Origin of the sequence: Winogradskyella tangerina, assembly GCF_003260205.1 — a bacterium.
Classification (GTDB): Bacteria; Bacteroidota; Bacteroidia; order Flavobacteriales; family Flavobacteriaceae; genus Winogradskyella; species Winogradskyella tangerina.
On the sequence record NZ_QERF01000004.1, the window covers coordinates 206,474 to 231,564 of the forward strand.

Genomic DNA, 25,091 nt, shown 5'->3' on the forward strand with positions numbered 1-25,091 from the left:
AGCATGAAGTCATTGAAATTTTTTGGTAAACTTGTGTTTATTGTCAATTCTTTGGCAGCATTTTTACTATTGATCGCTTACCTCTTACCTTATGTGCCTCCTCAGAAATTTGCAACCTTATCGGTACTTAGTTTAGGTGTGCCATTATTGATTATTCTTAATGTTCTGTTTTTCTTGTATTGGCTAATAAGATTAAAAAGACAATTGCTTTTGTCTTTATTCATTTTGGTATTAGGTTGGAGTTATATTGGGTCACTTTATAAATTTTCATCCACTACGGCAATCGAAGACAGTAACAATTTCTCAGTGATGTCATTTAATGTGCGACTGTTTAATCGATTTGAATGGTTACCGATAAAAAACGTAAAGGAAAAGATCATTGATTTCATAAAAACTGAGCAACCAGATATTATTTGCCTCCAAGAATATCGCCAAGGAAACCCAATTACCTTAGATGGTTATTACAATTTCAATGCCTTACCTGAAGACCCTAATGTTAAAGGTGGACAAGCAATATTCTCAAAATATCCTATTGTTAACTCTGGTTCACTTGAGTTTCCAAATACCTATAACAATGCCATTTTCGTGGATATTGTGAAACAAAAGGATACCATCCGTGTTTACACATTGCATTTAGAATCTTCAAAAATTGACACGGATGTTGAAAAGCTAAAAAAGGAAACTTCAAGTCAGCTTTTTAAGCAAGTTGGTAGAACTTTCAAAGCGCAACAAAGTCAGGTTGAATTAATTTTGAAACACAAATCTCAGAGTCCGTATAAAACTATAATCACAGGTGATTTTAATAATACGGCTTATTCATACATCTATAAGGAACTTTTAAGCGATGATCTCAGGGATACTTTTGAAGAAGCCGGCCATGGTTTTGGAAAAACTTTTGATTTTAAATTCTTTCCTTTACGTATAGATTTTATTCTTGCACACGAAGATTTTGAAGTGAATGGATTTACAACCTACTCGGATATAAAACTTTCAGATCATCATCCTATTATTGCTCATCTAAAATTAGAGCAATAAGCAATCAGCGCCATCAGCAATAAGATGAGCCAAGAGTCCTAGTGCGAATACACGCGTAAATTTTGGAATTAACATAACAAAATAAACTGCTAAGGCATAATAGGAGTGAAGAGGGTGATAGTTGATACTACATCGATTAGGATCAAATATAGGATCAGCTAACAAATGATCTAGATCGATAATAAAGGCAGTTAACATTAAAAGATAGGCTTTCAACCAGTTCTTTCTAAAAAACAATATTGCGATAATTAGAGGTAGCCCAAAATGCAATCCATAATGTATCCCTAATCGCAACATATCAAAGGGTTTGTTGCTTCAAATATATTTCAGAATTAGGACCCTCATTAAATAATAAATCAAGGATACTCAGGTTTGAAATAAACCCGTTTTTTTCCATGAAGACCTGTGTGTAGGTGTCAAAATTAGGAGCCTCATAATTGCGTTTAACAAGATGTCTCATGTCTTTTTTGTTCACAATAGATTTTTCAAAGGAATTAGTTTTTGAATATGATATTTCACCTTGAAGGCTATCGTTTAATATTTCGAAACAAGTGAGATTAAGGTCTAAAATATACTGAAATCGCTTTTCAAAAATTGGCATAAGGTCGTCGATGTAAAACTCGAAAAAAGGCGACATACTATAGGCGGATTGTAAAGATTTAAAATGTTGTAATTGCCATTTATCCTCATTGGCGATTTTCACGTCTTTATAAAGTTGTCTGTTTTTCTGAGTATAACTCACAGGTACCGTAAGGGCAATCTTTCCATTTGCTCCATAGATTTCCGCACGATTTCTAAAGGATTGTTTTTGGTAATTATCGCAAATTTCAAAGTGAACAGAGTCTGCATTAGCCATCGCAACACTATGTGCAATGTTCGGAAAATAAGTCGGATAAATAAGGCAATCCATACCTTTAAGATTAGCAGTTATGATGCTGGTTTAGCCTTCTTTTTTTTACGCCATTTGGTAAAGGCATAAATTCCAATTACAACAACCCAAAACGGAATAAAATAAGATGTTCTTTCACCGCTACCACTAACTGTTGTAAAAATACGATCCCATCTAGGACTCCAGTTTTTTATACCATCATTAATACCATCGATACTCATCCAAATAAACACCGGTTTACCAAAAATATGGTTGTAGGGTACAAATCCCCATGCTCTGGCATCAATTGAGTTATGGCGATTATCTCCCATCATCCAATAATAATCTTGTTTAAATGTATAAGAAGTAGCCGGTTCGTTATTGATGAAAATTTGGTCGCCGCGCGTAACAATTGAGTTCCCTTCATATTCACCTATTGCTCGTTTATAAAGGGGTAAGTTTTCTAAAGATAATTCAATTGTTTCTCCAGCTTTTGGAATCCAAAGCGGCCCAAAATTATCATAATTCCAGGAGAAATTAGGATCCATCGGGAAGGTTTCGTGATTGTAGTTTGGATTTACATACTGAACCAGACTCTTAGTTTCTGGTTGAACCTTAACCTTATTTATATCACTAGAAGCCAAATTTAGAATATACTTATCACTAATAGGATTAAGCTCCCTTGCGAGATTAATAGACCCATCGAAAATACCAAAAACAGTAACATTTAATGAATCTCTCTCAACTTCCTTCAAAATCGGAATTCTATCATCATTCGACTTAATGAATTCCTTAATTTTTGGATTATCCCAAATACTTGCTTTGATAGAATAGGTAGGATAATAGTTTTCTACGTCAAACTTATCTAAGAACTGTTGTGTAAGTTGCCTTTTGGTAGTTAATACATAAAAATGTTTTAAATCAGTTCTGTTAGGTAATTCATTTTGTACGCCATTGGTAAATACATAGCCATTTCTGATTTCTAAAGTATCTCCAGGAAGGCCTACACAACGTTTTACCAGATTTGTTTTTTTGTCAATAGGCTTATAATAATTACGATCTGGTGTGAAGTCGTTCATATTAATCAACGTATCAGCAGGCTGATTAAAGACCACAATATCGTTACGCTCTACGCTTTCAAAACCTGGTAATCTGAAATAAGGTAACTGAAGCTTATTAATTAACGACGTGTTTTTCTTTTCAAAATTATCGTCATATAAATACGACTTCATGCCTAATTTTGGAATAGTATCATGTACCATTGGTGCAGCCACCGTCGTCATTGGTGTTCTGGCACCATAGTGAATTTTACTTACTATTAGAAAGTCGCCAACTAAAAGTGATTTTTCTAAAGATGAGGATGGTATTACAAATGGTTGAAAGAAATAGGTATGAACTATAGTTGCCGCTACAATGGCGAACAAAATTGAAGTGATCCATTCACCTGCTGATGTTTTTGGCTTGAGTTGTCTGTTTTCTATATAGTTAACATTAGCGACATAGTTTAAGTAATACAGGTAAAACCCAAGGGTAACTATGCAAATGAGTGCATCTAATTTTTTGTCCTTTCCGAATGCTCTAGCCGTTTCTACCCAAGCGGCAGGTATCATTATTAGATTTACTATAGGCAAAAACATTAGTATCACCCACCACCAAGGGCGAGTTATTATTTTCATAAGAACAACGGCATTATAAACAGGTATAAAGGCTTCCCAAGCTTTGCGTCCTGCTTTAACATATAATTTCCATGTGCCTAGTCCATGAACGATCTGTAAAATGAGTAAAAAAATAAACCACTCGGTCCAAGTCATAATCTATATAATGTTAATTGTCTAATGACAATTGATTAATTTTTAAGATTCAAATTTGCAGTTTTTCTTGATGAAATAAAAATCCTTGTCAATTCATCAGCTTCATTTAACAAAGTTTTACAACTCTCTTTCGTCAAAAGGTTTTCGTCAGTTAAAAATTCTAACCAGAAATGACTTTCATCAATTTCTTCAATCACGATGCTAATTTTTGATATAAAACTAGCTTTTGATTGAGCCACGCAGCATGCTCGATAATTGGCAGCTACTGAAGTAGAGCAGGTGTAAATTATACATTTTGATCAACCTATGTTTAACACATCTCGCATAGTGTAAATGCCTTTTTTATCTTTTATCCATTCAGCTGCAATAACAGCACCCATTGCAAAGCCTTGCCTACTATGGGCTGTATGTTTAATCTTTATTGAATCAATTTCTGAATCATAAGTAATTTCGTGTGTCCCTGGTACATCTGGTATGCGCTTGGCTTCAATTTGAATTTCTTCAGAATTGGGTGTATCTAAAGTCCAGTTTTTATACTTTGTATTTTCAATGATCTGTTCAGCCAGTGTAATTGCTGTACCACTTGGTGCATCTAGTTTTTTGGTATGGTGAATTTCCTCAATATGGGTGGAATATCCTTCAACCGAGGCCATTAAGGCACTCAATTTTTTATTGATTTCAAAAAAGATATTTACACCCAGACTGAAATTAGACGCATACAGAAATGTACCATTTTTCGCTTTACAATAATTCACCACCTCATCATAGTGATCTAACCAACCTGTGGTACCAGATATGATAGGAATACCAGTGTCTAATGATTTTTTGATATTTGATACTGCTGCTGTGGGTATACTGAAATCGATGGCGACATCTGCCTTTGAAAAATTAAATTCATCAGAAGCATCTTCTACTTTTAGTACGATACTATGTCCGCGCTCGAGAGCAATGGCTTCAATACTTTTTCCCATTCTGCCATATCCGAGTAGTGCGATATTCATATTAAAATTTGAAATTTAACGTTACGCCCAAATCAGAAGAATTCTCCATTTGATTGTACTGATAATGCGGACTTAGCGTAAGATTTTCATCTACATTAAATTGAAGAAGGTGCGCGTCAACATTAGCATCTATAATGTTTAATGCATATAAGCCAATAGTCACCAATAGTGATATTTCCTTATTACGCCTAAATTGTTGCTGAGCACGAATTAACCCATCATTAGAAATGAGAGCATTTCCATTTTCATCAGAAAACTCATCGTCAGTAAAACCGGCTAATCGACGTTTATATGCATCGCGATAGCGATCGAATTGCCTGTCATTTCGAAGGTAAAAATATACACCTGTACCAATGGCGCCCCAAACGATAGGAATCTTCCAGTATTTTTTATTGTAAGCTTGTCCGGCACCTGGCAATATCGCTGAATAAAATGCGGCTTTTGAAGGTCGAAGCGGATCTATTTCCGTGCGCTTTACCAGTGGTTCTTCAATGACGACCATTTCGTTTTCAATACCAATGCTAGTGCTGTCATTTTTTACTTGTGCAAATGAAAACATGACTGAAAACAGACAAAGTAAAAATGTGATATTACTTTTATTTAGCACGCTGAACTAATTTTTTAATTCTATTGAAGTCTTCTTCGGAATGAAATGGAATGGTAATTTTACCGCTTCCATTTTTGGCTACTTTAACCTCTATTTTGTGGCCAAAATATTCTGAAAATTCTTTAACGCCCTTTTTTATGTACTTCGGAACTTCAGTAGGTGCGTCTTCAGTAACAGAGTCATTAGAATTCAGTTTTTTAACCAATTGTTCCGTAGCTCTAACTGAGAGTTTATTACTGATGACCTTTTCGTACACTTCAAGCTGATCTACCTGATCTTCAATATTTACCATAGCTCTACCATGACCCATAGAAATGAAGCCGTCACGCATGCCGGTTTGTATGATTGGATCTAATTTTAGAAGACGTAAATAGTTGGCAATTGTAGAACGTTTCTTTCCAACACGTTCACTCATTTGCTCTTGGGTTAAATTGATTTCATCGATTAATCGTTGGTAGGAAAGCGCTATTTCAATAGGGTCTAAGTCCTGGCGCTGAATATTTTCAACAAGTGCCATTTCTAATGACTCCTGGTCATTAGCGATTCTTATGTAGGCAGGAATGGTTCCTAAACCAATTAATTTTGAAGCTCTAAAACGGCGTTCACCTGAAACTAATTGGTATTTATTGAAGGCTAGTTTTCTAACTGTGATCGGCTGAATAACGCCCAATTCTCTTATTGAAGATGCTAATTCCTTAAGTGTATCTTCATTGAAGTTTGTTCGCGGCTGAAAAGGATTAACTTCGATGCTGTCTATATCCAATTCAACAATACTACCAACTACTTTATCTGCATTTTTATCTTCTGCAGATTTAATATCATTTTCAGGATCTTTTAATAATGCTGAAAGTCCTCTTCCTAGTGCTTGTTTTTTAGTAGCCTTCGCCATTATAATTCATTTTTCTTGATCAGTTCTTTGGCTAAATTTAAATAATTTACAGCGCCTTTACTGCTCACATCATAATTAATGATACTTTCTCCATAACTCGGTGCTTCACCTAATCTCACATTACGCTGAATAATGGTTTCGAAAACCATATCACTGAAATGCTTCTGCACTTCTTCAACTACCTGATTCGATAAACGTAAACGTGAATCGAACATGGTTAGAAGCATACCTTCAATGTCTAACGCTTCATTATGAATTTTCTGTACACTTTTAATAGTATTTAACAGTTTTCCTAAGCCTTCGAGTGCAAAGTATTCGCATTGAATAGGAATTATTACTGAATCCGATGCGGTTAAAGCATTCAGAGTTAATAATCCTAAAGATGGTGCACAGTCGATTAGTATATAATCATACTCTGATTTTAACTCAGAGATGGCTTCTTTCAACATGTATTCGCGTTGATCCTTATCTACAAGTTCAATTTCAATAGCAACAAGATCTATATGCGCTGGTATTACATCAACATTTGGTGCATTAGATGTTGTAACTGCATCTTTTGCTGATTGTGTATGTTCTAGTACCTGATACGAACCGATCTGAACGGCATCAACATCGATACCCAAACCCGAACTCGCATTGGCTTGTGGATCTGCATCTATAAGTAGGACTTTCTTCTCTAATACACCAAGAGACGCGGCTAAATTGACAGAGGTTGTTGTTTTACCAACACCACCTTTCTGATTAGCAATTGCAATGATTTTACCCATTAAATGATTTGGTTTTAATAGGTCTTAAAAATACGATTATTTATGAGTTTAAGAAATCGAAGTTGTTAACATCGGTTAACAAAAAAGCTACCTGAAATAATGCGTCCAGGTAGCTTATTTTTAAGTGTTTATATAAAAATTATTGTTTTTCTGGCATTAGAACAGCCTTAATATATCCATTTGTTAAATACTTCTTGGCCACGTTATGAATATCAGTTGCTGTTACAGCATTAATATTAGCCTCGTAATTAACGACATTGTTAAGATCACTTTGGTTATAATCTGCACCTCTAATAGCACTTAACCAAAAACGATTTTGTTCTAATTGTTCTTTTCTTGTGAGCAACAGTGCTTTTTTAACCTTATCTAGATCGGTTTCTGTTGGTCCGTTCTCAATGATCTTATCTAATTCAGCAACGGATGCCGCAGCCAGCTTCTCTGCGTTATCAGGGCCACATGGGAAAGACACGCTAAAATTATATCTGCCGTAAGGTATCTTAGACAACGATCCTCGTGCCCCAGCACCATAAACACCACCTTCTTCCTCTCTAAGTTTTTCAATGAGTTTTATGCTTAAAATCTCACCAAGGATTCTCATGGCGCGAGCTTCTTTTTCATTGTACTCAGCGTCGCCAGTCCAAGATAAATTAACCTGACTTTTTGGTTCTGTTCCTTTATTGAAAACAAATTCGTGTGAACCAGATTTTGGTCTAAAATCGTAAGTCTTATACATTTCCTTTTTGTCAGAACCTGGTAAAGAAGCAATGTAAGTTTCGGCCAAAGAAGCTAGTTGTTCTTCATTAACATTACCCACAAAATAGAAATGGAAATCTCCTGCATTGGCAAAGCGTTCCTTGTATTTTTCATAAGCCAAATCATAATTTGCTCTATCTAGAGCTGCTTCATCTGGGAAGCCAAAATAACGTGGGTTTCCTTCATTTATGAATTCACCTAAAGCAATTTGAAATGAGATGTTTGGATTAGATAATATATTACCTAAAAATGCTTTCTGCTTGCTTATAAAGGATTTAAAAGCTTCAGGATCTTTATCAAGTTTTGTAAAATATAAATGAATCATTTGGAACATCATCTCCATGTCCTTCGGTGATGCTGAACCTCTAAATCCTTCAGAATTCCCACCAATAAATGGTCTAACACTGACAATCTTACCTGACGTCATTTTCGCCATTTCGTTTTTATCGATCCCATCAATACCAGCTTCGAATAAACCACCATTGGCACTTGACGTTTCTTTTAATTCTGAATCTGAGTATAAGGATGTACCACCGTAGCTAAACGCATCAAGTAATACTTCATCATTTTTGAAGTCGGTCTTTTTGAAAGTCACTTTGGCACCGTTACTTAAAGTAAGCGTGGTTGTTTCGTTTATTTGCCCTTCGTGATTGATGGTTTTATTAACGATACTTCCTTTAGTAGGCTTTACTGGCATTAATTCTTCTCTAACCTCTTCGTCTTTGTAATCTTCAATATCAGCTTTCTTAACAGCATCTAAAAGGTCAATAACTTCCTGCTCTGTAACTTTGGTAAGTCCTTCTTTCTTTGGTCCTGTTAGAATTACAAGTCTGTTGTCATCATGTAAGAAATCCGCAATAAGGCCATTAACTTCTTCCAAAGTAATATTTGGTAATTCAGATTGTGCGTAGTTGTAAGACCATTCGATACCAGGAATTGGACTTTCGGTTAAGAAATTTTGAATATAGCTATTTACGATTCTGCCAGATTCGCGTTTGTCTTTGTTTTTAAAATTGCGCTCCATTCTTGCCAAATAATCCTTTTTGGCACGCTTTAATTCTGAAGCTTTGAAGCCGTAACGCTTCACACGCTCGTTTTCTTCCAATAGGGTTTTTAAAGCTTCCATCTGTCCAGTTTCATTGGTTTGAGCAAATGATTGATACGCTTCTTTGTTTCCAATGATCTGGCCTTTGTAAGAAAACCCAAAAATGAACGGTGGATTAGGTTTATTACTGTATTCGGCTAGTCTGTTATTGATCATCTGATCAAACAAACCTTCAACCATATTATCGCGGTAATCCGCCACTGTTCTGGTTTTTTCAGGATTGCCTTTGTCCTTGTAATAAATTTGAACCTGAGAGCCTGTTGCTTCTTCGTCCCACTCAATGGCTACAAATGTTCCTTCATGGTTTTCAGAATAAAATTCTTCTCTAGGTTTTGCATTTTCAGGATTCTTTAGTTCACCAAAGTTTTCTTTAATCTTCTTTTCTAACGTTTCAACATCGAGATCTCCCACAGCAATTACAGCCATTAGATCTGGTCTGTACCAGTCGTTTTTGAATCTTCTCAGACTTTCATATTTAAAAGTTTCAAGATTTTCTAGAGTTCCGATAGGTAAACGGTCGGCGTATTTAGATTTGTAAGCGATCTTGTCTAAATATTTAGATTGCATTCTTGTAGAAGCTCCTAGACGTGTTCGGTATTCCTCAATAACAACGCCACGCTCATCATCAATATCTTGGTCGGTTAAAAGTGCGCCGCCTGCCCAATCTTTGAGGATCAAAAACCCTTTGTCTAATTTTTCAGGGTCGTCGCTAGGGATCGGTAATATATAAACGGTTTGATCGAATCCTGTATAGGCATTAAGGTCAGCCCCGAATTCAACACCAATGCCTTGAAGATAATCAACTAATTCATTTTTTTTGAAATTGGTAGTTCCGTTAAAATTCATGTGTTCCATGAAGTGCGCTAAACCAACCTGATCGTCAGTTTCTAATATTGAACCAGCTTTTATTGCTAATCGTAGTTCTACTTTGTCTTCTGGCTTACCGTTATTTTGAATGTAATAAGTAAGTCCGTTAGATAGTTTTCCGATCTTAACCTCTGGTGTGATCGGTAGTGCGTCTGATGGTACTGATCCAGTGGTTTGTTTTTCTAATGTCGTAGTTTGAGCGTTCGTTGTGAATGTCACGAACAAACAACCTACTAATAGTGTTTTAAACACTCGAGATAATTTTGGTGTCATCGATTGATGGTTTGTGAATAATTAAACAATGATTTTATAAGAAATTTCCTCTAATTTACATTTTTAGTGACGTTGTAAGTAGGGAATAACAGTATTTTAACTAATTAATTGGACGGATATTGTTGAATACTCAATCTCTATTCATTTCTTGAAGATTGAAATTTTCATTTATAGCATCGAAAACAGCGTCTTGCTCTATGGTACGTTTCCAACCTTTTTGTGCCAAATGATGGCGCATCTGACTTAGGCCGCTACCTTTTTCTAGATGATAAATTGTGAAGTCGATCACTTCCAGAGGAATTCTACGAAGTATAAGTTTGAGTTGTAACTCAGAAATTTTGAAAATTGCGATTATATAGCAAATCCAGAATAAGAAGGCTTTAAGTGCCATAAATAAAATCCATTCTATTTTTATCTTTTCAATATTAAAACGAATTGCAAACCAATAATCTAGATATTTGAAAAAGTTTGTAAAGCTACTTCTAGAATAATTTAAAATGAGATATTCGGTACAGAAACTCGTTACAAAGGTTAAGGCAATAACACCTATAGTCATGACCTTTATAATTTTATAATTTGTGTAATTCGCTTTAACTAGCACTTTGCCAAAAAGATAACCAATTGCTAAGCCCAGAAAAACTTCGCCAATTCCACCTATTTTGAAAACACTGTAATCAAATAGACCATATGTAGTGCCTAAGATTAGTGCAATTAGTACGCCACCAATCAAGGATAATTTTAAATTAGGATTTTTAATTTCAGGAGGAGGAGGTAAGGTGTCGGGGACTTTATAATTTTCCCAATTAAATTGTTTGTTGAACTCTTCTTCGAGCTGATCTAATTGATCATTAGCTTCATATTCTTGTCTCAGTTTTTGGAAAACTGCTATAAATAAACCAGTGCGTTTTGAGTTCTTTCCTAAGTCGGTAAAATGACCTTCAAGTGAATTGCTATGCACTTCAATCTTGCCGCCACCTTTTTTCGTAACTGTAATTTTAGCTGTTAATTTCCCCCAGGAATTTTTCCGTTTGGCCTCTAAAGATCTTTTATCTAAGTAAACGATTGGCCAATCTAATTTTTCAAAAACCTCCTGTGCAATTGGAATGATTTGTCCATCAGAAATATTCGTTTTGAAAGTTTCTGTGAACTGTGGTTTAAACCTGAAACTAAATTTTCGTTTTACGGCATATTCTAGGTTTTCTAGCTCTCGATCCATTCAAAATACATTACGATTTTAATCAATTAAAATCTCTAAAATTTGAATGGCTGCGTCACTGATTCTTGTGCCCGGACCAAAGACGGCAACGGCACCAGCATCGAATAAGTATTGGTAATCTTGCTTTGGAATAACACCACCAACTATAACCATAATATCGTCACGACCATAAGCTTTGAGTTCTTCGATCACTTGAGGTACTAAGGTTTTATGACCAGCGGCCAATGAAGAAACACCTAAAATATGAACATCATTTTCTACAGCTTGCTTTGCAGCTTCTTTTGGTGTTTGAAATAATGGCCCGATATCCACGTCAAAGCCAACATCTGCATAACCTGTAGCCACCACTTTGGCGCCACGGTCGTGACCGTCTTGCCCCATTTTAGCTATCATAATACGAGGTCGACGACCATCTTGATCTGCAAATTGATCTGCTAATTCTCTTGCTTTCTTAAAACTACTGTCGTCTTTTATTTCTTTACTGTACACGCCGCTAAATGATTTAATCTGTGCTTTGTATCGTCCGAATTCTGCTTCTAAGGCATCGCTAATTTCGCCTAATGTTGCTCGTTTACGAGCCGCATCTACGGCTAAAGCTAATAAATTTTCATTACCTGATTTTGCAGCCTCGGTTAATTTAGCCAAAGCTGAGGTTACAGCCTCATGATCTCTAGTTTCTTTAATATGATTTAAACGCTCAATTTGTTGGTTTCTAACCGTTTGGTTGTCTACTTCTAAGATATGAAGCGGATCTTCTTCCTTTAGTTGGTATTTGTTTACACCTACAATAATATCTTGTCCAGAATCTATCCGAGCTTGTTTTCGTGCGGCAGCTTCTTCGATTCGTAATTTTGGAATACCTGCTTCAATGGCTTTAGTCATGCCGCCTAAGTCTTCAACTTCTTCTATGAGTTTCCAGGCCTTTTCGGCTATTTGATGTGTCAAGGTTTCTACATAGTAACTTCCTGCCCAAGGATCTACAGTTTTGGTAATATGAGTTTCTTCCTGTAAATAAATCTGCGTATTTCGAGCTATACGAGCTGAAAAATCTGTTGGCAGTGCGATGGCTTCATCTAAAGCATTGGTATGCAAACTTTGAGTACCTCCAAAAGCGGCGGCAGCGGCTTCAATGCATGTTCTTGCCACATTATTGAATGGGTCTTGCTCAGTTAAACTCCAACCCGAAGTTTGTGAATGCGTTCTTAATGCTAACGATTTTGGATTCTTAGGATTGAATTGTTTTACTAACTTAGCCCACAGCATTCGGGCGGCACGCATTTTTGCGATCTCCATAAAATGGTTCATTCCAATGGCCCAAAAGAAAGATAAACGAGGAGCAAAAGTATCTATATCCATCCCTGCGCCTAAGCCTTTTCGTATGTACTCTAAACCATCTGCTAAGGTATATGCTAATTCAATGTCACATGTAGCACCAGCTTCTTGCATATGATAGCCAGATATACTTATACTGTTGAATCTTGGCATATTCTGACTCGTGTATTCGAAAATATCAGAAATGATTTTCATAGATGGTGTAGGAGGATAGATGTAGGTGTTGCGCACCATGAACTCCTTAAGAATATCATTCTGAATAGTTCCGGCTAATTGTTCTGGTTTTACACCTTGTTCTTCCGCTGCTACAATATAAAATGCCATGATTGGTAATACGGCACCGTTCATGGTCATTGAGACCGACATTTTATCTAATGGAATTTGGTCGAAGAGGATCTTCATATCTTCAACTGAATCAATGGCAACACCTGCTTTACCAACATCACCTACAACGCGCTCATGATCGGAGTCGTATCCTCTATGTGTTGCGAGGTCGAATGCAACCGACAAGCCTTTTTGACCAGCCGCCAAATTACGTCTGTAAAAGGCATTACTTTCTTCGGCTGTTGAAAAGCCCGCGTATTGCCTGATGGTCCAAGGGCGACGAACATACATCGTTGAATAAGGACCACGAAGATTTGGTGCAATTCCGGCCACGAAATCTAAGTGCTCGAAATCTTTAATATCTTCCTTTGAATAATCTGATTTCACAACAATATCTTCAGCTGTATGAAACTTTTGACGATTAGTTTGAGGACTATGAACCTGAGGTTTAAGTGCTATATTTTGAAGATTTTTACGACTCATATTATCATTTTTTCTAAAAATGGATCAAATTCAATTTGAAATGGTGCCATTAGATTAATAAGTGCAGTTTTCTTTTTTGAAGACAAGACATACACATGTTGAAAAGCCTGTTGGTTAAGCTCTAAGTCTTCTAGTTTGAAAATAGCCTTAAAAACCTGAACCTTTCCGTTATCATTATGTTTTGCCGTTATCTTGGTGTATTTAAGATCGGTATATTCGGACACTTCGTCCTGACTCTGCCTAATAATACCTAAAAGATACTTGGCATCTTGTCTAGTTAATGGTGTATGAGGAATCGTGTTGATGGTATAGGTAGCATTCAAAGTATTATCAAAAAACACATAATGATTGCCTTCCATTTCTCTAATATTTCTGAATCTTTCACGCTCTAGTTTTAGTTCTTCATTATCTGTGATTAAAGAATCTAGTAATGCTATATATTCTACTGAGGTGTATTTTTTGAAAGAGCTAGGGAGAAAAATTTTTATACCGTCGTCACTAAGAAAATGTGTCTTGCCTTCAATGGTATTTATATCCTCAACTTCAGCCCAGTTTTTAACTTCTTTGGCGACTTCTAGGCAGGATACCAAAATGGTGGATAAAAAACCTAAAACAATCACTATAGATTTTCTCAATACCATGTTTTATTCTTTATTTAAACGATTCATTTCCAATTGTTCAGAAAGTCTAACTGATATAATTGGTTCAATAAGAGTTTTTCGTTTTTCGACCTTCATAAACGGACTGATTTCGAGGTCATTTTTCATTTTATCTGCAGGATTTGGATGTTTATTAGTACCTAGAAGTACTAGTTTTTCAGCATCGAATTCTGCCTGCTCCTTGGCTGCACTCTCCTTAATTTTCCGTTGGATCGTTCCTTCTTTTAATTGTTTCAAAAGTCCGCCATTAGATTCAATATCTTTAAAAAGTGCTAAGGCTTTTTCTGAAAGTTGAGCGGTTAAACTTTCAATATAATAAGCGCCGTCGGTTGGGTTATTTACTTTATCGAAATAGCTTTCGTTTTTCAAAATTAAAAGTTGGTTTCTTGCAATGCGATCTCCGAATTCATTGGGGTGATGATATAAACTATCATATGGCAAATTACAAACCGTATCTGCACCACCTAAAACAGCACTCATGCATTCGGTAGTTGTTCGAAGCATGTTTACGTTGTAATCGTAAATGGTTTTATTTCGTCTACTCGGAATGGCAATTACATGGCAATCTGAATTTACATTATAGGCTGAAGCTAGGGTTGCCCAAAGTTGTCTTAAGGCTTTTAATTTTGCAATTTCGAAGAAATAGTTAGAGCCCACCGAAACATTAAATGTGATTTTCAATGAAGCCTTTTGCTCATCACTGAGTTGATCATCAAAGTGGTTTAAATACTCATTAGCTTGAGCTAAACTATAGGCCAATTGTTGTACAATATTGGCACCAGCATTTTGGTATAAGCTGAGGTTAACTGTGAATTGACCAGCATTTTTTACTATGGTTTCAAACTTAGAATGATCATCTTTTAGGTTCGTATACCAGTTGCCTGTTTCTGCCAGGTGCCCAATTATGTCAGTTTGAATATTCGCCGAGGTTTTGTGATCCTCTAGATAATCCGTTGAAAGAAATTCGCATTTAATTTCAACAGGAACTTTATTAAAATCAATATTTTGTAACAAATCACTCGTCGAGATAACTTCAGAATTAATATTGAAAATAATACTCTCAGCACCTCTTTCTATGGCATCTAAAGCTTTTTTATTGGCTTCATCTGCGTTATTTACGTTGATGATCTGGCCAATTTTCCAATTAGTGGTTTTACTAGCTGATACATTTGGAAGTGTAGCAAATTCGTCTGAATGATAAAAGGGTTTAACATCGATACCTTCGTTGGTTTTCCAGATCAATGTGTCGTTATAATCTGCTCCCTTAAGGTCAACTTGAATTTTTTGTTTCCATGCTTTTGAAGAGACACCTTCAAATTCATTAAATAATGAGTTACTCATCTTTTTTTTGTTTAGCTATGCTGTCTTCGTACTCGATGATAAAAATATCTTCTTCTGGTTTCTTCATGTAGTAGTTTTCGCGTGCAGCTCTTTCTACGCCTTCATCTGTGCTCAATTCTTTGATGGCTTTTTGGTCTTTTCGCATTTCACTTTTGTAATGTTCTTTTTGATATTCTAATTCTTTTCTATCAGAATTCAATTCGTTGTGAAATAAAAGCGAGTGTGAGTCAAAAAACAGCATCCAAATAGCAAAAACTATGAATACCAGGAGATATATATTTTTAAATGGCTTTAGATATTTATTGTCAAAAATTCCCATTATAACCGTTCATTTATTATGGTTTTAACGATATCTACTGCCACAGTGTTGTATTTATTATTCGGAATTATAATATCCGCGTATTCTTTCATCGGTTCAATAAACTGTTCATGCATTGGTTTTAAGGTATTTTGATATCGGGTAAGTACTTCATTGATATCTCTACCTCGTTCAGAAATATCACGTTTTAAGCGACGAATGAGGCGCTCATCGGAATCTGCATGAACAAATATTTTTATATCAAATAATTCTCTTATTTCGGGATTGGTAAGGATTAAGATACCTTCAACAATCATTACCTTACGAGGCATGGTCTTAATGGTATCACCAGTTCTATTGTGTTTAACAAAAGAATAGACAGGTTGATCTATAGATTTCCCTTCTTTAAGTTGCTCCAGGTGCTCAACTAGCAGGTCAAAATCTATGGATCTAGGGTGATCAAAGTTTATATTAACACGTTCATCGTAACTTAAATGTGAGGTGTCTTTGTAGTAGGAATCTTGGGAAATTACACCAACTTCTCCCTCAGGAAGTTCATTGAGTAATGTATTTACAACCGTGGTTTTTCCACATCCTGTACCACCTGCAATTCCGATTATAAGCATTAGAACAAATAGATTTAATTAGTTGTGCAAAGTTAGCCAATTGGCTCTATTTTTTAATGACATTTGTCACTTCTTCGGTTGTTAAATATTTACCATATTTATTTCCCCAACTATTATTGATGTAATTCATAACATCTGCTACCTCTTCATCAGAAAGTCCTAAAGGAGACATTAGGCTGTTATAGGTTATTCCATTAACTACCATTTCTCCCTTCATACCGTTTTTGATTCCTATAATACTTTCCTCCTGATTGTTCTCGAGGTAATCTGAATTTGCTAATGGAGGAAATACTTGTGGTGCACCTTTTCCATCGGCCATATGACAAGTAATACATAAACTATCGTAGACTAATTTGCCTTTCGCCATGCTTGCTTTTAGCTCAGGGCTTTGATTTGAAAATGTTGTTTTTTCTGGATATTCAACTTTGGTGGATTTTTTTTCTTTTGAATTACAAGATGTAATAAGCAACATAACAGTTGCGAGTCTAAGTATTCTTATCATTTTCTTATGAGCTTTACTATTCCTAAATTTTCTATTCCGACGTAAATATAACCATCTGGACCCTGTTCTACACATCTCACCCTGCCCAATCTATCGAGCAATCGTTCTTCTTTTACCACTTTACCATTTTTGATGGTACACATATCTAGATATTGAAATTTTAATGATCCGATCAATAAATTCCCATTCCAATCACCGTATTTATCGCTGTTAATAAATGCCATGCCGCTTGGTGCAATTGATGGATCCCAATAATGAAGCGGTTGCTCCATACCTTCTTTTTCGGTTATTTCTGTAAATTTTGTTCCGCTGTAATTAACGCCATAACTTATCACTGGCCATCCATAGTTTTTACCAGCATCGATAATATTAATTTCATCGCCGCCTTTTGGTCCGTGTTCATGGGTCCAAATCTCACCAGTTTTAGGATGTAGTGTCATGCCTTGAGGATTACGATGACCATAAGAGTAAATGGCTTTTTTAGCCTTTGGTTCGTCATAAAAAGGATTATCTGTCGGTATGCTTCCATCATCATTTATACGGTATACTTTTCCGCAATCTATTGTAATATCCTGAGGATTAACATCTCTATTACCGCGATCACCAATAGTAAAATAAAGATAACCATCCTTGTCAAACACTAAACGAGAACCAAAATGTTGGCCACGCCTACTATTTGGTTCGGCCTTATAGAGCACTTGCCATTCTGTAATTTTGAAATTACTGTATTTAGCCCTTGCAATAGCAGTATTTCCTCCGCTTCCTTCTCCGTCGGAAGATGCAAAAGAAAAAAAGACAAATTGATTTTCCTTAAAATTTGGATGTAGAACAATATCCATAAAACCGCCTTGTCCTCTCAAATAAATTTCAGGAACACCCGTAACCGAAACTTTTTCACCGTTTTTAAAATGAATAAGTTCTCCCGATTTTTCTGTGATTAGCATTGCGCCATCTGGTAGAAATGTGAATCCCCATGGAATATTTAGTTCAGGGACCACAATTTGGTATTCATTATCAGTATTTGTAGGGTTTTTATCTTGAGCACAAGTCAAAACTATGATAAGGATAAGGCCAATTATTGGAAGTTTTAATTTCATGTTTAAATGTCGTAAAGAAAAGAGTCTCTAAAGTTAGAAAAATGTTGTTGGTTTCTAAAGAAAAACTCTATATTTGCAGTCCGAAATTTGATTTTAACAAATCAATACGGGGTGTAGCGTAGCCCGGTTATCGCGCCGCGTTTGGGACGCGGAGGTCGTCACGCTGAAGGCGTGACCACCCCCACTAAAAAGAATTAATGTATATAGTTTATATACTTTTTAGTAAAAAAAGTTCTAGATATTATGTAGGTCAGACCTCTGATATCGAAAAGAGATTGAAAAGACATAACCAAGGTAGAGTTCCTTCAACCAAAATTGGTATACCTTGGGAAATTGTTTTGCAAATTGAAGTTGAGAGTAGATCTGAAGCAGTTCAGCTAGAATCGAAAATCAAGAAGCGAGGAGCAAAACGATATATAGATAACTATTTCGGGGTGTAGCGTAGCCCGGTTATCGCGCCGCGTTTGGGACGCGGAGGTCGTCACGCTGAAGGCGTGACCACCCCCACTAAAAAGAATTAATGTATATAGTTTATATACTTTTTAGTAAAAAAAGTTCTAGATATTATGTAGGTCAGACCTCTGATATCGAAAAGAGATTGAAAAGACATAACCAAGGTAGAGTTCCTTCAACCAAAATTGGTATACCTTGGGAAATTGTTTTGCAAATTGAAGTTGAGAGTAGATCTGAAGCAGTTCAGCTAGAATCGAAAATCAAGAAGCGAGGAGCAAAACGATATATAGATAACTATTTCGGGGTGTAGCGTAGCCCGGTTATCGCGCCGCGTTTGGGACGCGGAGGTCGCAGGTTCGAATCCTGCCACCCCGACAAAAAGATGAGAAACCTTGATGATGATAATCGTTGAGGTTTTTTTTTTGAAGTATTTGCAATGGTATTGCGATGAGATCGTCAAGCTGAAGGCGTGACCACCCCGACAAAAAGATGAGAAACCTTGATGATGATATTCGTTGAGGTTTTTTTGAAGTATTTGCGATGGTACTGAGATGAGGTCGTCACGCTAAAAGCGTGACCACCCCGACAAAAATATGAGAAACCTTAATGATGCCAATCGTTGAGGTTTTTTTTGAAGTATTTGCGATGGTACTGAGATGAGGTCGTCACGCTAAAGGCGTGACCACCCCGACCAAGAAAAATTTAGGCTCTTATAAGATGATTAGTTTCTTATGAGAGCTTTTTTATTTTTCACTTTTCGAAAATGAGATGGGCTACAACCTTTTAAAGACTTAAAGGTTCTATTGAAGTGACTTATTGTTTCAAACCCACATGAGAACGCAATATCTTGAATCGATTCGGAAGTGGTCAAGAGGTAATGACATGATCGTTCTATTCTTGTTCGATTTAAAAAATTAATAAATGAATGGCCTGAATGCTTCTTAAACCAACGACAGAATGACTGCGGAACCATATGCGTAATTTCAGCCATTTGATTCACTGATATACTTGAATTTAGGTGTTCCAACACATAGTTAGTCACTCTGGAAAACTTAGCTTCAGCGAGATTACTCTTATTCATCGGAACATAGTTATTTGAGGTTAAGAGCACTTTATTTTCTAAACACAATTCCTGAAGAATCGTCAAAAAAGCAATCAATTGTTCAAAGCGAGATAAGGACTCAAAACTTAAAATTCTAGTGATGATCTCTTTAGACGGATTTTCAAAATAAATTCCACGTAAAGCCATTTCAAATAGAGATCTAAAATGCTCACATTCTTTAATATCAGTAAATATATGTTCATTAAATTGAAAAATAATAGCCTTTTGTCTATCAAGATTTTCATCAGACACACTCACCCAATGATGTGGTAAGTTTTTCCCTATTAAAACCAGATCGAAATCTGAAAATGGAGCGATTGAATCTCCAACAAATCTCGTGCCTTCTCCTCTGATGATCAATGTTAATTCTAATTCTGGATGGTAATGCCAGTAGGGAACAAAAGCATCAAGTTCTGTTTTAAAAAACCGAAAGGACTGCTCCGAACTTTGGAGATCAACCTGTTCTAATTCTGGCTTCATGTTATATTATATTAACTTTATTTTATTTAAAAATACAATAATAATGTTTAAATACGCATAGTATATGTTTAGATGTAAAAAATGTAAATGACTTAAACCTCATAATTTTGTGATGTAATTAAATGGTAAATTATGGAAACTAAAACGGTATTAGACGAACAGTATACCTTAACTGAGGAGCAAATTGCATTTTATCAGAAACACCGATATATCAAACTAAAAAATGTACTAGATGCCGAAACCTTGGCCTACTTTAACAAGGTTATTTCAAAAAAGGTAAATGAACTGAATGAGGAAGATCAGCCACTTGAGGATCGTACAACATATGGTAAGGCCTTTCTACAACTCTTTAATTTATGGACCAAAGATGAAGCAATTAAAGATTTGATATTTAGCCCAAGAATTGCAAAAATTGCTGCTGATCTTATGGAAGTACGTGGTGTGCGATTGTATCACGATCAGGCATTGTTTAAAGAAGCTGGTGGAGGAATAACACCATGGCATGCCGATCAGCATTATTGGCCATTATCTACGGACAAGACCATCACGGCTTGGATTCCCCTTCAAGAAACACCTCTAGAAATGGGCCCTTTAGAGTTTAGTGCCGGTAGTCATAAAATTAAGGAAGGACGCGAATTATCGATAAGTGATGATAGTGAAAACCAAATTGAAAAGCGTCTGAGGGTAACCGATTTTGAACATGTTATCGAACCATTTGATGCAGGTGAGATTAGTTTCCACTCAGGATGGGTATTTCATCGCGCAGGGGCAAACACAACAGACGAAATGAGAAAAGTTATGACCATTATTTATATGGATAAGAACATGACACTGAAAAAGCCAACCAATCCGGGCCAAGAAAATGATTGGGAAACGTGGTGCCCAGGTGTAAAAATAGGTGAGGTTATTAACTCTCCAATAAATCCAGTGTTGTATTAATGCAATTAAAATTTCTATATCCTCATTGGGGCAGTGAACACCTCGATTTTAATGCATTTCTAAATGTCGTTCAAACAAAGGGGTTTGACGGTATCGAAATAAATATTCCTAAGCATTCACAATTTAATAAGGCACTAAATAAAGTTAGAAATGAAAATCCTGACTTTATTTGTGTTTTACAACAAGTATTAGGAATTCAAACAGAAACATCTGCTAATTACCTTCAACGCGTAAAGTCGCGCCTCGAAGAACTAGTCCCTTTTGAGCCAGATTTTATTAATTCTCATACAGGAAGAGATTATTTTACGTTTGAAGAGAATTGCCAAATTATTGAAGTTATAGAGAATTTTTCGGCACGAAGAAATATTCCAGTGTTTCACGAAATCCATCGTGGTCGTTTCACTTTTCACTCCTTAACCACATTAAAATATCTCGAGAAATTTCCTGAATTGAAACTGGTAGGAGATCTTTCACATTGGTGTGTTGTTTCAGAATCTATGCTTCAAAATCAAAATGAAATTATTCAAAAGGTAACACCTCATATTCATCATCTCCATGCACGTGTAGGATTTGAACAAGCCCCACAAGTTAACCACCCATTTGCACCAGAGTGGGAAACTTATCTCAATCGATTTATCGCTTGGTGGAAAGATATTTTGAACTACCATAGCGATAAAAATCAGTATACTATTACTCCTGAATTTGGTCCGTATCCTTACATGCCACAGCAGCCATTTACTAAAGAACCGTTGGTCGATCAGCATGCCATCAATGTAGAAATGAAGGATTACCTTAAAACAAAGTTATCATGAAAAGATTTATAATTATTGGTTGTCTGTTGGTTAGTTTTTCATGTAAAGAAGCGCGTGAAAATTCGCAAGGGGAAAACTTTTCTAGCAATGTAGATAAGGTAGCCGCATCTATTATTGATGATAGTGATCAACTAACTTTTTTTGATCAACCGAGGTCACCATTAAAACCTGAATTTGAACAATTTTCAACAGGAAGTGTTGCACCAAAAGGCTGGATTCTAAAGATGATGAAAAGTGATCTTGAAACGGGTGTCGTCGGTGCTTTAGATGAACTTTACCCCGGCATAAAGTCAGATGATATTTATAATACTGCTCGACGAGGTGGCTTAGAAGATGTTCCTGAAATGGGAGATCTGGTCTTAACTGGTGCTGCTTGGGAAAAGTCAATAATGTGGTGGAATTCCGAAACAATTGGCAATTGGTGGGATGGTTTTATTAGACATGCACTTTTAACTGAAGATGATGAAGCTATTGCGCAATCACATAAGATTATTGCTAATCTATTAGACTCGCAAGATGAAGATGGATATATAGGAATTTATAAACCTAATTTGAGGTATCAGCATGAAGGTTCAAATGGTGAGCTTTGGGCGCAGACTACTGCCTTCCGAACCATGTTGGCTTATTATGAATTTACCCAAGACGAACGTGTCCTTGAAGCTGTAGAAAGGGCAATGAAAGTGACCATGAATAATTATGGAGAAGACTCGACCAATCCATTTTATTTGAAAAACGCATTTGGTGGTGTAACACACGGTTTAATGCTAACTGATGTCTGTGAGACCTTATTCAGAATTACAAAGAATGCAGCTTATCAGGATTATGCAACCTATTTGTATAAGGCCTTTTCCACGTATTCGGTTAACCGATCATTCAATGACTTACGCTATCCATATTTAATACAAAAAGACTCCATGTTTGAGGGTCACGGTGTTCATACTTACGAGCATCTTAGGACTATGGTTAATGCCTATTACAATACGGGTTATTCAGAAATGAAAACGGCATACGACAATATGTTAGATAAACTTGAACCCTGCATTTTACCCAGTGGTGCTGGTCATGGTAATGAATGGATTGCAAAATTAAAGGCCCATCCTACGCAAACAAGTAGTGAATATTGCACCATGGTAGAATTGCGTAATTCTTATGGTAGTCTTATTCAGAAAACAGGAAATTCAGGATTCGCTGATGCAGCTGAAAAACTAACTTATAATGCCATGTTAGGCTTCAGAAATAGAAAAGGAACAGCGATCACTTATGGAAAACCAGATAACTGCTATGTGTTGGATGGGCATCACCATGAAAACGGTGAAGCAAAGGCCGATCCTCGTTATAAGTATTCGCCAACCCATTCTGAGCCAGCAGTTTGTTGTGTGCCAAATTACGGAAGAAATTTTACGTATTTCCTTGAACAAATGTGGATGAAAAAAGAAGACGGTATTGTTGCTGTAATGTTTGGCCCATCTCAATTAACCACACAATGGCAGGGTAATGCAATTTCTATTGAACAAGTCACTAATTATCCAATGTCAGATGAGGTGACTTTCAAATTGACTATGGATGCGCCAACTACTTTTAAACTCTATGTAAGACAGCCTGGTTGGTCTGACGGATTAGTTGATGACAGTAGATTTGACGGAATAGAAAATGGGTATTATGTAATTAATAGAGAATGGAAGGATGGTGATCAATTAACCATTAATTTCAAGAATAGCATTAAGATCAATTCGGCTTTAAATGATGAAGTTTACATTCAGAAAGGACCACTAGTTTACGCCTTTGAAATTCCTCATAAAGAAGAATCAATAAAGGACTATGAAAATGGATTTAGAGATTATTATTGTTTTCCAACGGATAAGTCTTTTGAAGGATTGAAATTTATTGATGATTCAGAATTTAATTTTAATGTTTCAAATGAGACACCGTCTTTTTATAATTCTGAAATGTACATTCAGGGCGAAATGTATGATACAGCTCGAAATAGAGATGTAACCGTTCGGCTCATTCCCATGGGAAAAACCGTTCTAAGGCGAGTAACTTTTCCGAAAAATAAATCGTAAATTATAACACATGAAACCATTCATCAGAATCTTATTATGCTTACTCATTATTAGCTGTAAAAACGAATCGAACGAAAGATCCATAGATAACACAGAAACCGAAAAACCAAATATTATTCTTCTCGTCGGCGACGATCAAGGCTATCCTTACTTCGGTTTTATGGGTGCAGATTATGTGCAAACACCAAACATGGATGCTCTCGCCGCAAGTGGAACTTTATTCACTGAAGGTTATGTGCCTCAAAACCACTGTAGACCTTCACTTCAGACGTTAATGACAGGCACTTTACCTACAGACTATGAGGCAGAAGTAAACCAAATGGTAAGAGATACTTTGAATGCTCAGAGGATACCATTTCAAGATTCAGATCAATGGGCAGTGAATTTTAAACACCATGCCATGAAATACTTTGAAACCCTTCCGCGAATCTTAGCCAAAGAAGGTTATAAAAGTTTTCAAGGTGGCAAATGGTGGGAATTCAATTATCAAAATGGAGGCTTTGATGAAGGGATGACTAAAGGATGGAAAGAGGAAGATAAAGGTAAAAATGAATGGTTTTTACAATTCATGGGTGGCGATGGACGACAGTTAGCTAGGGCAACAATGCAACCCGTTTATGATTTTATAGAGGCCTATAACGAACAACCGTTTTTTATTTGGTTTGCTCCGGAATTGCCACATTATCCATTTGATGCTCCAGATAAATATTACAACATTTATAAAGACAAGGACATGACTGAATCTGCAAAACGTTATTATGCGAATTGTACCTGGTTTGATGATGGTGTAGGAGAACTTGTGAGATACTTAAAAGAGAAGGGTGAATTTGATAATACACTTTTTGTTTATGTTAATGATAATGGCTGGGAGCAAGAGCCACATCAGGAGTTTAGGCACGACTCGTTGCGTTGGCATAATGGTGGAGATAAAGGGAAATTGTCGGTGTACGATCAGTCATTTAGGACACCAATCATTTTTTCATGGAAAGATAAAATTGAAGCAGGTGCGACTTCAAAAGCATTGATGCATAGTGCAGATATACCTGCAACTATTCTCGATTATATTGATGTTGAAATACCCGAGAACTATTTTGGTAGATCCTATAAATCTTTAGTTAAAGACACTGATAAAACAGATCGCGATATTATTATTGGTAAAGCTACTCAAATGCGTTCTGAGGAAGATATGATGGGTATGAAGATTGAAGCTTATTGGGCGAGGAGCAATGATTGGTTTTTCCAATGGAATCTTACCACCGAAACCATAGGTTTGTTTGATATGAATGAGGATCCTAGAAATGACAATAATTTGGCAGATACACATCCTGAAATGGTGAAAGACTTTCAACAGAAAATTGAAAAATGGAAATCAGAACGCTCTAAATAAT

The 25,091-nt window shown here is 36.1% G+C and carries 25 protein-coding genes and 1 tRNA gene; 8 read left to right on the forward strand and 18 right to left on the reverse strand.

The genetic code is table 11. The features are described from left to right. The first annotated feature begins 3 nt into the window (after positions 1–3). Positions 4–1,035, forward strand: coding sequence for an endonuclease/exonuclease/phosphatase family protein (locus DDY94_RS08140; RefSeq protein ID WP_111683608.1), 1,032 nt, complete (start codon positions 4–6; stop codon positions 1,033–1,035). On the opposite strand, the gene DDY94_RS08145 is transcribed toward DDY94_RS08140, so the two are convergent. From DDY94_RS08145 to DDY94_RS08225, 17 genes are all read right to left on the reverse strand, one after another. Beyond that, entirely contained in the window at positions 1,024–1,332 is a 309-nt protein-coding gene (locus DDY94_RS08145; RefSeq protein ID WP_111683609.1) for a DUF6122 family protein, read from the reverse strand. The genes DDY94_RS08140 and DDY94_RS08145 overlap by 12 nt on opposite strands. 1 nt (position 1,333) lies before the next feature. Continuing rightward, positions 1,334–1,945, reverse strand: coding sequence for a WbqC family protein (locus tag DDY94_RS08150; protein WP_111683610.1), 612 nt, complete (start codon positions 1,943–1,945; stop codon positions 1,334–1,336). A 17-nt stretch (positions 1,946–1,962) separates the two neighbouring features. After that, positions 1,963–3,714 carry a signal peptidase I gene (gene lepB, locus DDY94_RS08155; protein ID WP_111683611.1) on the reverse strand — a complete coding sequence of 584 codons (1,752 nt, stop codon included), beginning with the start codon at positions 3,712–3,714 and terminating at the stop codon, positions 1,963–1,965. A 35-nt stretch (positions 3,715–3,749) separates the two neighbouring features. Further along, the gene (locus DDY94_RS16340) at positions 3,750–4,004 is read right to left on the reverse strand and encodes a four helix bundle protein (protein ID WP_111683612.1); all 255 of its coding nucleotides are present in this window, start codon (positions 4,002–4,004) and stop codon (positions 3,750–3,752) included. A gap of 9 nt (positions 4,005–4,013) precedes the next feature. Then, entirely contained in the window at positions 4,014–4,715 is a 702-nt protein-coding gene (gene dapB / locus DDY94_RS08165; protein ID WP_111683613.1) for a 4-hydroxy-tetrahydrodipicolinate reductase, read from the reverse strand. 1 nt (position 4,716) lies between these two features. Next, positions 4,717–5,274 (reverse strand): DUF5683 domain-containing protein, encoded by a 558-nt coding sequence (locus DDY94_RS08170; protein ID WP_111683614.1) that lies wholly within the window; start codon positions 5,272–5,274, stop codon positions 4,717–4,719. A 37-nt stretch (positions 5,275–5,311) separates the two neighbouring features. Then, positions 5,312–6,211, reverse strand: coding sequence for a ParB/RepB/Spo0J family partition protein (locus DDY94_RS08175; RefSeq protein WP_111683615.1), 900 nt, complete (start codon positions 6,209–6,211; stop codon positions 5,312–5,314). Next, entirely contained in the window at positions 6,211–6,978 is a 768-nt protein-coding gene (locus DDY94_RS08180; RefSeq protein ID WP_111683616.1) for a ParA family protein, read from the reverse strand. Before DDY94_RS08180 ends, DDY94_RS08175 begins: the two co-directional genes overlap by 1 nt. 139 nt (positions 6,979–7,117) lie before the next feature. Next, positions 7,118–9,976: a M16 family metallopeptidase gene (locus DDY94_RS08185; protein WP_111683617.1), complete on the reverse strand. Its 2,859-nt coding sequence runs from the start codon at positions 9,974–9,976 to the stop codon at positions 7,118–7,120. 130 nt (positions 9,977–10,106) lie between these two features. After that, positions 10,107–11,192, reverse strand: a complete 1,086-nt coding sequence (locus DDY94_RS08190) for a hypothetical protein (protein ID WP_111683618.1) — start codon at positions 11,190–11,192, stop codon at positions 10,107–10,109. An 18-nt stretch (positions 11,193–11,210) separates the two neighbouring features. After that, entirely contained in the window at positions 11,211–13,331 is a 2,121-nt protein-coding gene (gene scpA, locus DDY94_RS08195) for a methylmalonyl-CoA mutase (protein ID WP_111683619.1), read from the reverse strand. After that, the gene (locus DDY94_RS08200) at positions 13,328–13,972 is read right to left on the reverse strand and encodes a hypothetical protein (protein ID WP_111683620.1); all 645 of its coding nucleotides are present in this window, start codon (positions 13,970–13,972) and stop codon (positions 13,328–13,330) included. The genes scpA and DDY94_RS08200 overlap by 4 nt, the downstream gene beginning before the upstream one ends. A gap of 3 nt (positions 13,973–13,975) precedes the next feature. Continuing rightward, on the reverse strand, positions 13,976–15,331 hold the full coding sequence (locus tag DDY94_RS08205) for a methylmalonyl-CoA mutase subunit beta (protein ID WP_111683621.1): 1,356 nt from the start codon (positions 15,329–15,331) through the stop codon (positions 13,976–13,978). After that, entirely contained in the window at positions 15,324–15,650 is a 327-nt protein-coding gene (locus tag DDY94_RS08210) for an FtsB family cell division protein (protein WP_111683622.1), read from the reverse strand. Before DDY94_RS08210 ends, DDY94_RS08205 begins: the two co-directional genes overlap by 8 nt. After that, a complete protein-coding gene (gene udk / locus DDY94_RS08215; protein WP_111683623.1) occupies positions 15,650–16,255 on the reverse strand; it encodes a uridine kinase in 606 nt (201 codons plus the stop codon). The genes DDY94_RS08210 and udk overlap by 1 nt, the downstream gene beginning before the upstream one ends. Before the next feature lie 46 nt (positions 16,256–16,301). Then, complete coding sequence (locus tag DDY94_RS08220; RefSeq protein ID WP_232817842.1) at positions 16,302–16,757, reverse strand: c-type cytochrome; 456 nt, start codon at positions 16,755–16,757, stop codon at positions 16,302–16,304. Then, entirely contained in the window at positions 16,754–17,854 is a 1,101-nt protein-coding gene (locus tag DDY94_RS08225; RefSeq protein ID WP_111683624.1) for a PQQ-dependent sugar dehydrogenase, read from the reverse strand. Before DDY94_RS08225 ends, DDY94_RS08220 begins: the two co-directional genes overlap by 4 nt. 197 nt (positions 17,855–18,051) lie before the next feature. Here DDY94_RS08225 and DDY94_RS08230 point away from each other — a divergent pair, with 197 nt between their 5' ends. The 3 genes from DDY94_RS08230 (at position 18,052) to DDY94_RS08240 (ending at position 18,682) form a co-directional block, all read left to right on the forward strand. Then, complete coding sequence (locus tag DDY94_RS08230) at positions 18,052–18,294, forward strand: GIY-YIG nuclease family protein (protein WP_111683625.1); 243 nt, start codon at positions 18,052–18,054, stop codon at positions 18,292–18,294. An 80-nt stretch (positions 18,295–18,374) separates the two neighbouring features. Further along, on the forward strand, positions 18,375–18,617 hold the full coding sequence (locus tag DDY94_RS08235; protein WP_111683625.1) for a GIY-YIG nuclease family protein: 243 nt from the start codon (positions 18,375–18,377) through the stop codon (positions 18,615–18,617). Beyond that, positions 18,608–18,682 (forward strand) — tRNA-Pro (locus DDY94_RS08240). Before DDY94_RS08235 ends, DDY94_RS08240 begins: the two co-directional genes overlap by 10 nt. 346 nt (positions 18,683–19,028) lie before the next feature. Here the strand turns inward: DDY94_RS08240 and DDY94_RS08245 are convergent. Next, the gene (locus DDY94_RS08245; RefSeq protein WP_111683626.1) at positions 19,029–19,889 is read right to left on the reverse strand and encodes an AraC family transcriptional regulator; all 861 of its coding nucleotides are present in this window, start codon (positions 19,887–19,889) and stop codon (positions 19,029–19,031) included. Between the two features lie 132 nt (positions 19,890–20,021). On the opposite strand from DDY94_RS08245, the gene DDY94_RS08250 reads away from it, so the two are divergent. From DDY94_RS08250 to DDY94_RS08265, 4 genes are read left to right on the forward strand one after another with little or no spacing between them, the layout of a single operon-like run. After that, positions 20,022–20,828 carry a phytanoyl-CoA dioxygenase family protein gene (locus DDY94_RS08250; RefSeq protein ID WP_111683627.1) on the forward strand — a complete coding sequence of 269 codons (807 nt, stop codon included), beginning with the start codon at positions 20,022–20,024 and terminating at the stop codon, positions 20,826–20,828. After that, positions 20,828–21,640 (forward strand): sugar phosphate isomerase/epimerase, encoded by an 813-nt coding sequence (locus DDY94_RS08255; RefSeq protein ID WP_111683628.1) that lies wholly within the window; start codon positions 20,828–20,830, stop codon positions 21,638–21,640. The genes DDY94_RS08250 and DDY94_RS08255 overlap by 1 nt, the downstream gene beginning before the upstream one ends. Then, complete coding sequence (locus tag DDY94_RS08260; RefSeq protein ID WP_111683629.1) at positions 21,637–23,703, forward strand: beta-L-arabinofuranosidase domain-containing protein; 2,067 nt, start codon at positions 21,637–21,639, stop codon at positions 23,701–23,703. The genes DDY94_RS08255 and DDY94_RS08260 overlap by 4 nt, the downstream gene beginning before the upstream one ends. Positions 23,704–23,713: 10 nt before the next feature. Continuing rightward, entirely contained in the window at positions 23,714–25,090 is a 1,377-nt protein-coding gene (locus DDY94_RS08265; protein ID WP_111683630.1) for a sulfatase family protein, read from the forward strand. Position 25,091 lies beyond the last annotated feature (1 nt).

What these genes read in the sequence shown, in the direction of transcription:
- DDY94_RS08245 (WP_111683626.1), bottom strand. Translation starts at nt 19,889, where the DNA reads ATGAAGCCAGAATTAGAACAGGTTGATCTCCAAAGTTCGGAGCAGTCC.
- DDY94_RS08180 (WP_111683616.1), bottom strand. Translation starts at nt 6,978, where the DNA reads ATGGGTAAAATCATTGCAATTGCTAATCAGAAAGGTGGTGTTGGTAAA.
- DDY94_RS08170 (WP_111683614.1), bottom strand. Translation starts at nt 5,274, where the DNA reads ATGTTTTCATTTGCACAAGTAAAAAATGACAGCACTAGCATTGGTATT.
- DDY94_RS08230 (WP_111683625.1), top strand. Translation starts at nt 18,052, where the DNA reads ATGTATATAGTTTATATACTTTTTAGTAAAAAAAGTTCTAGATATTAT.
- DDY94_RS08190 (WP_111683618.1), bottom strand. Translation starts at nt 11,192, where the DNA reads ATGGATCGAGAGCTAGAAAACCTAGAATATGCCGTAAAACGAAAATTT.
- DDY94_RS08260 (WP_111683629.1), top strand. Translation starts at nt 21,637, where the DNA reads ATGAAAAGATTTATAATTATTGGTTGTCTGTTGGTTAGTTTTTCATGT.
- DDY94_RS08235 (WP_111683625.1), top strand. Translation starts at nt 18,375, where the DNA reads ATGTATATAGTTTATATACTTTTTAGTAAAAAAAGTTCTAGATATTAT.
- DDY94_RS08185 (WP_111683617.1), bottom strand. Translation starts at nt 9,976, where the DNA reads ATGACACCAAAATTATCTCGAGTGTTTAAAACACTATTAGTAGGTTGT.
- DDY94_RS08140 (WP_111683608.1), top strand. Translation starts at nt 4, where the DNA reads ATGAAGTCATTGAAATTTTTTGGTAAACTTGTGTTTATTGTCAATTCT.
- DDY94_RS08145 (WP_111683609.1), bottom strand. Translation starts at nt 1,332, where the DNA reads ATGTTGCGATTAGGGATACATTATGGATTGCATTTTGGGCTACCTCTA.
- DDY94_RS08210 (WP_111683622.1), bottom strand. Translation starts at nt 15,650, where the DNA reads ATGGGAATTTTTGACAATAAATATCTAAAGCCATTTAAAAATATATAT.
- DDY94_RS08265 (WP_111683630.1), top strand. Translation starts at nt 23,714, where the DNA reads ATGAAACCATTCATCAGAATCTTATTATGCTTACTCATTATTAGCTGT.
- DDY94_RS08150 (WP_111683610.1), bottom strand. Translation starts at nt 1,945, where the DNA reads ATGGATTGCCTTATTTATCCGACTTATTTTCCGAACATTGCACATAGT.
- DDY94_RS08200 (WP_111683620.1), bottom strand. Translation starts at nt 13,972, where the DNA reads ATGGTATTGAGAAAATCTATAGTGATTGTTTTAGGTTTTTTATCCACC.
- DDY94_RS08205 (WP_111683621.1), bottom strand. Translation starts at nt 15,331, where the DNA reads ATGAGTAACTCATTATTTAATGAATTTGAAGGTGTCTCTTCAAAAGCA.
- lepB (WP_111683611.1), bottom strand. Translation starts at nt 3,714, where the DNA reads ATGACTTGGACCGAGTGGTTTATTTTTTTACTCATTTTACAGATCGTT.
- DDY94_RS08175 (WP_111683615.1), bottom strand. Translation starts at nt 6,211, where the DNA reads ATGGCGAAGGCTACTAAAAAACAAGCACTAGGAAGAGGACTTTCAGCA.
- DDY94_RS08250 (WP_111683627.1), top strand. Translation starts at nt 20,022, where the DNA reads ATGGAAACTAAAACGGTATTAGACGAACAGTATACCTTAACTGAGGAG.
- udk (WP_111683623.1), bottom strand. Translation starts at nt 16,255, where the DNA reads ATGCTTATAATCGGAATTGCAGGTGGTACAGGATGTGGAAAAACCACG.
- scpA (WP_111683619.1), bottom strand. Translation starts at nt 13,331, where the DNA reads ATGAGTCGTAAAAATCTTCAAAATATAGCACTTAAACCTCAGGTTCAT.
- DDY94_RS08255 (WP_111683628.1), top strand. Translation starts at nt 20,828, where the DNA reads ATGCAATTAAAATTTCTATATCCTCATTGGGGCAGTGAACACCTCGAT.
- DDY94_RS08220 (WP_232817842.1), bottom strand. Translation starts at nt 16,757, where the DNA reads ATGATAAGAATACTTAGACTCGCAACTGTTATGTTGCTTATTACATCT.
- dapB (WP_111683613.1), bottom strand. Translation starts at nt 4,715, where the DNA reads ATGAATATCGCACTACTCGGATATGGCAGAATGGGAAAAAGTATTGAA.
- DDY94_RS08225 (WP_111683624.1), bottom strand. Translation starts at nt 17,854, where the DNA reads ATGAAATTAAAACTTCCAATAATTGGCCTTATCCTTATCATAGTTTTG.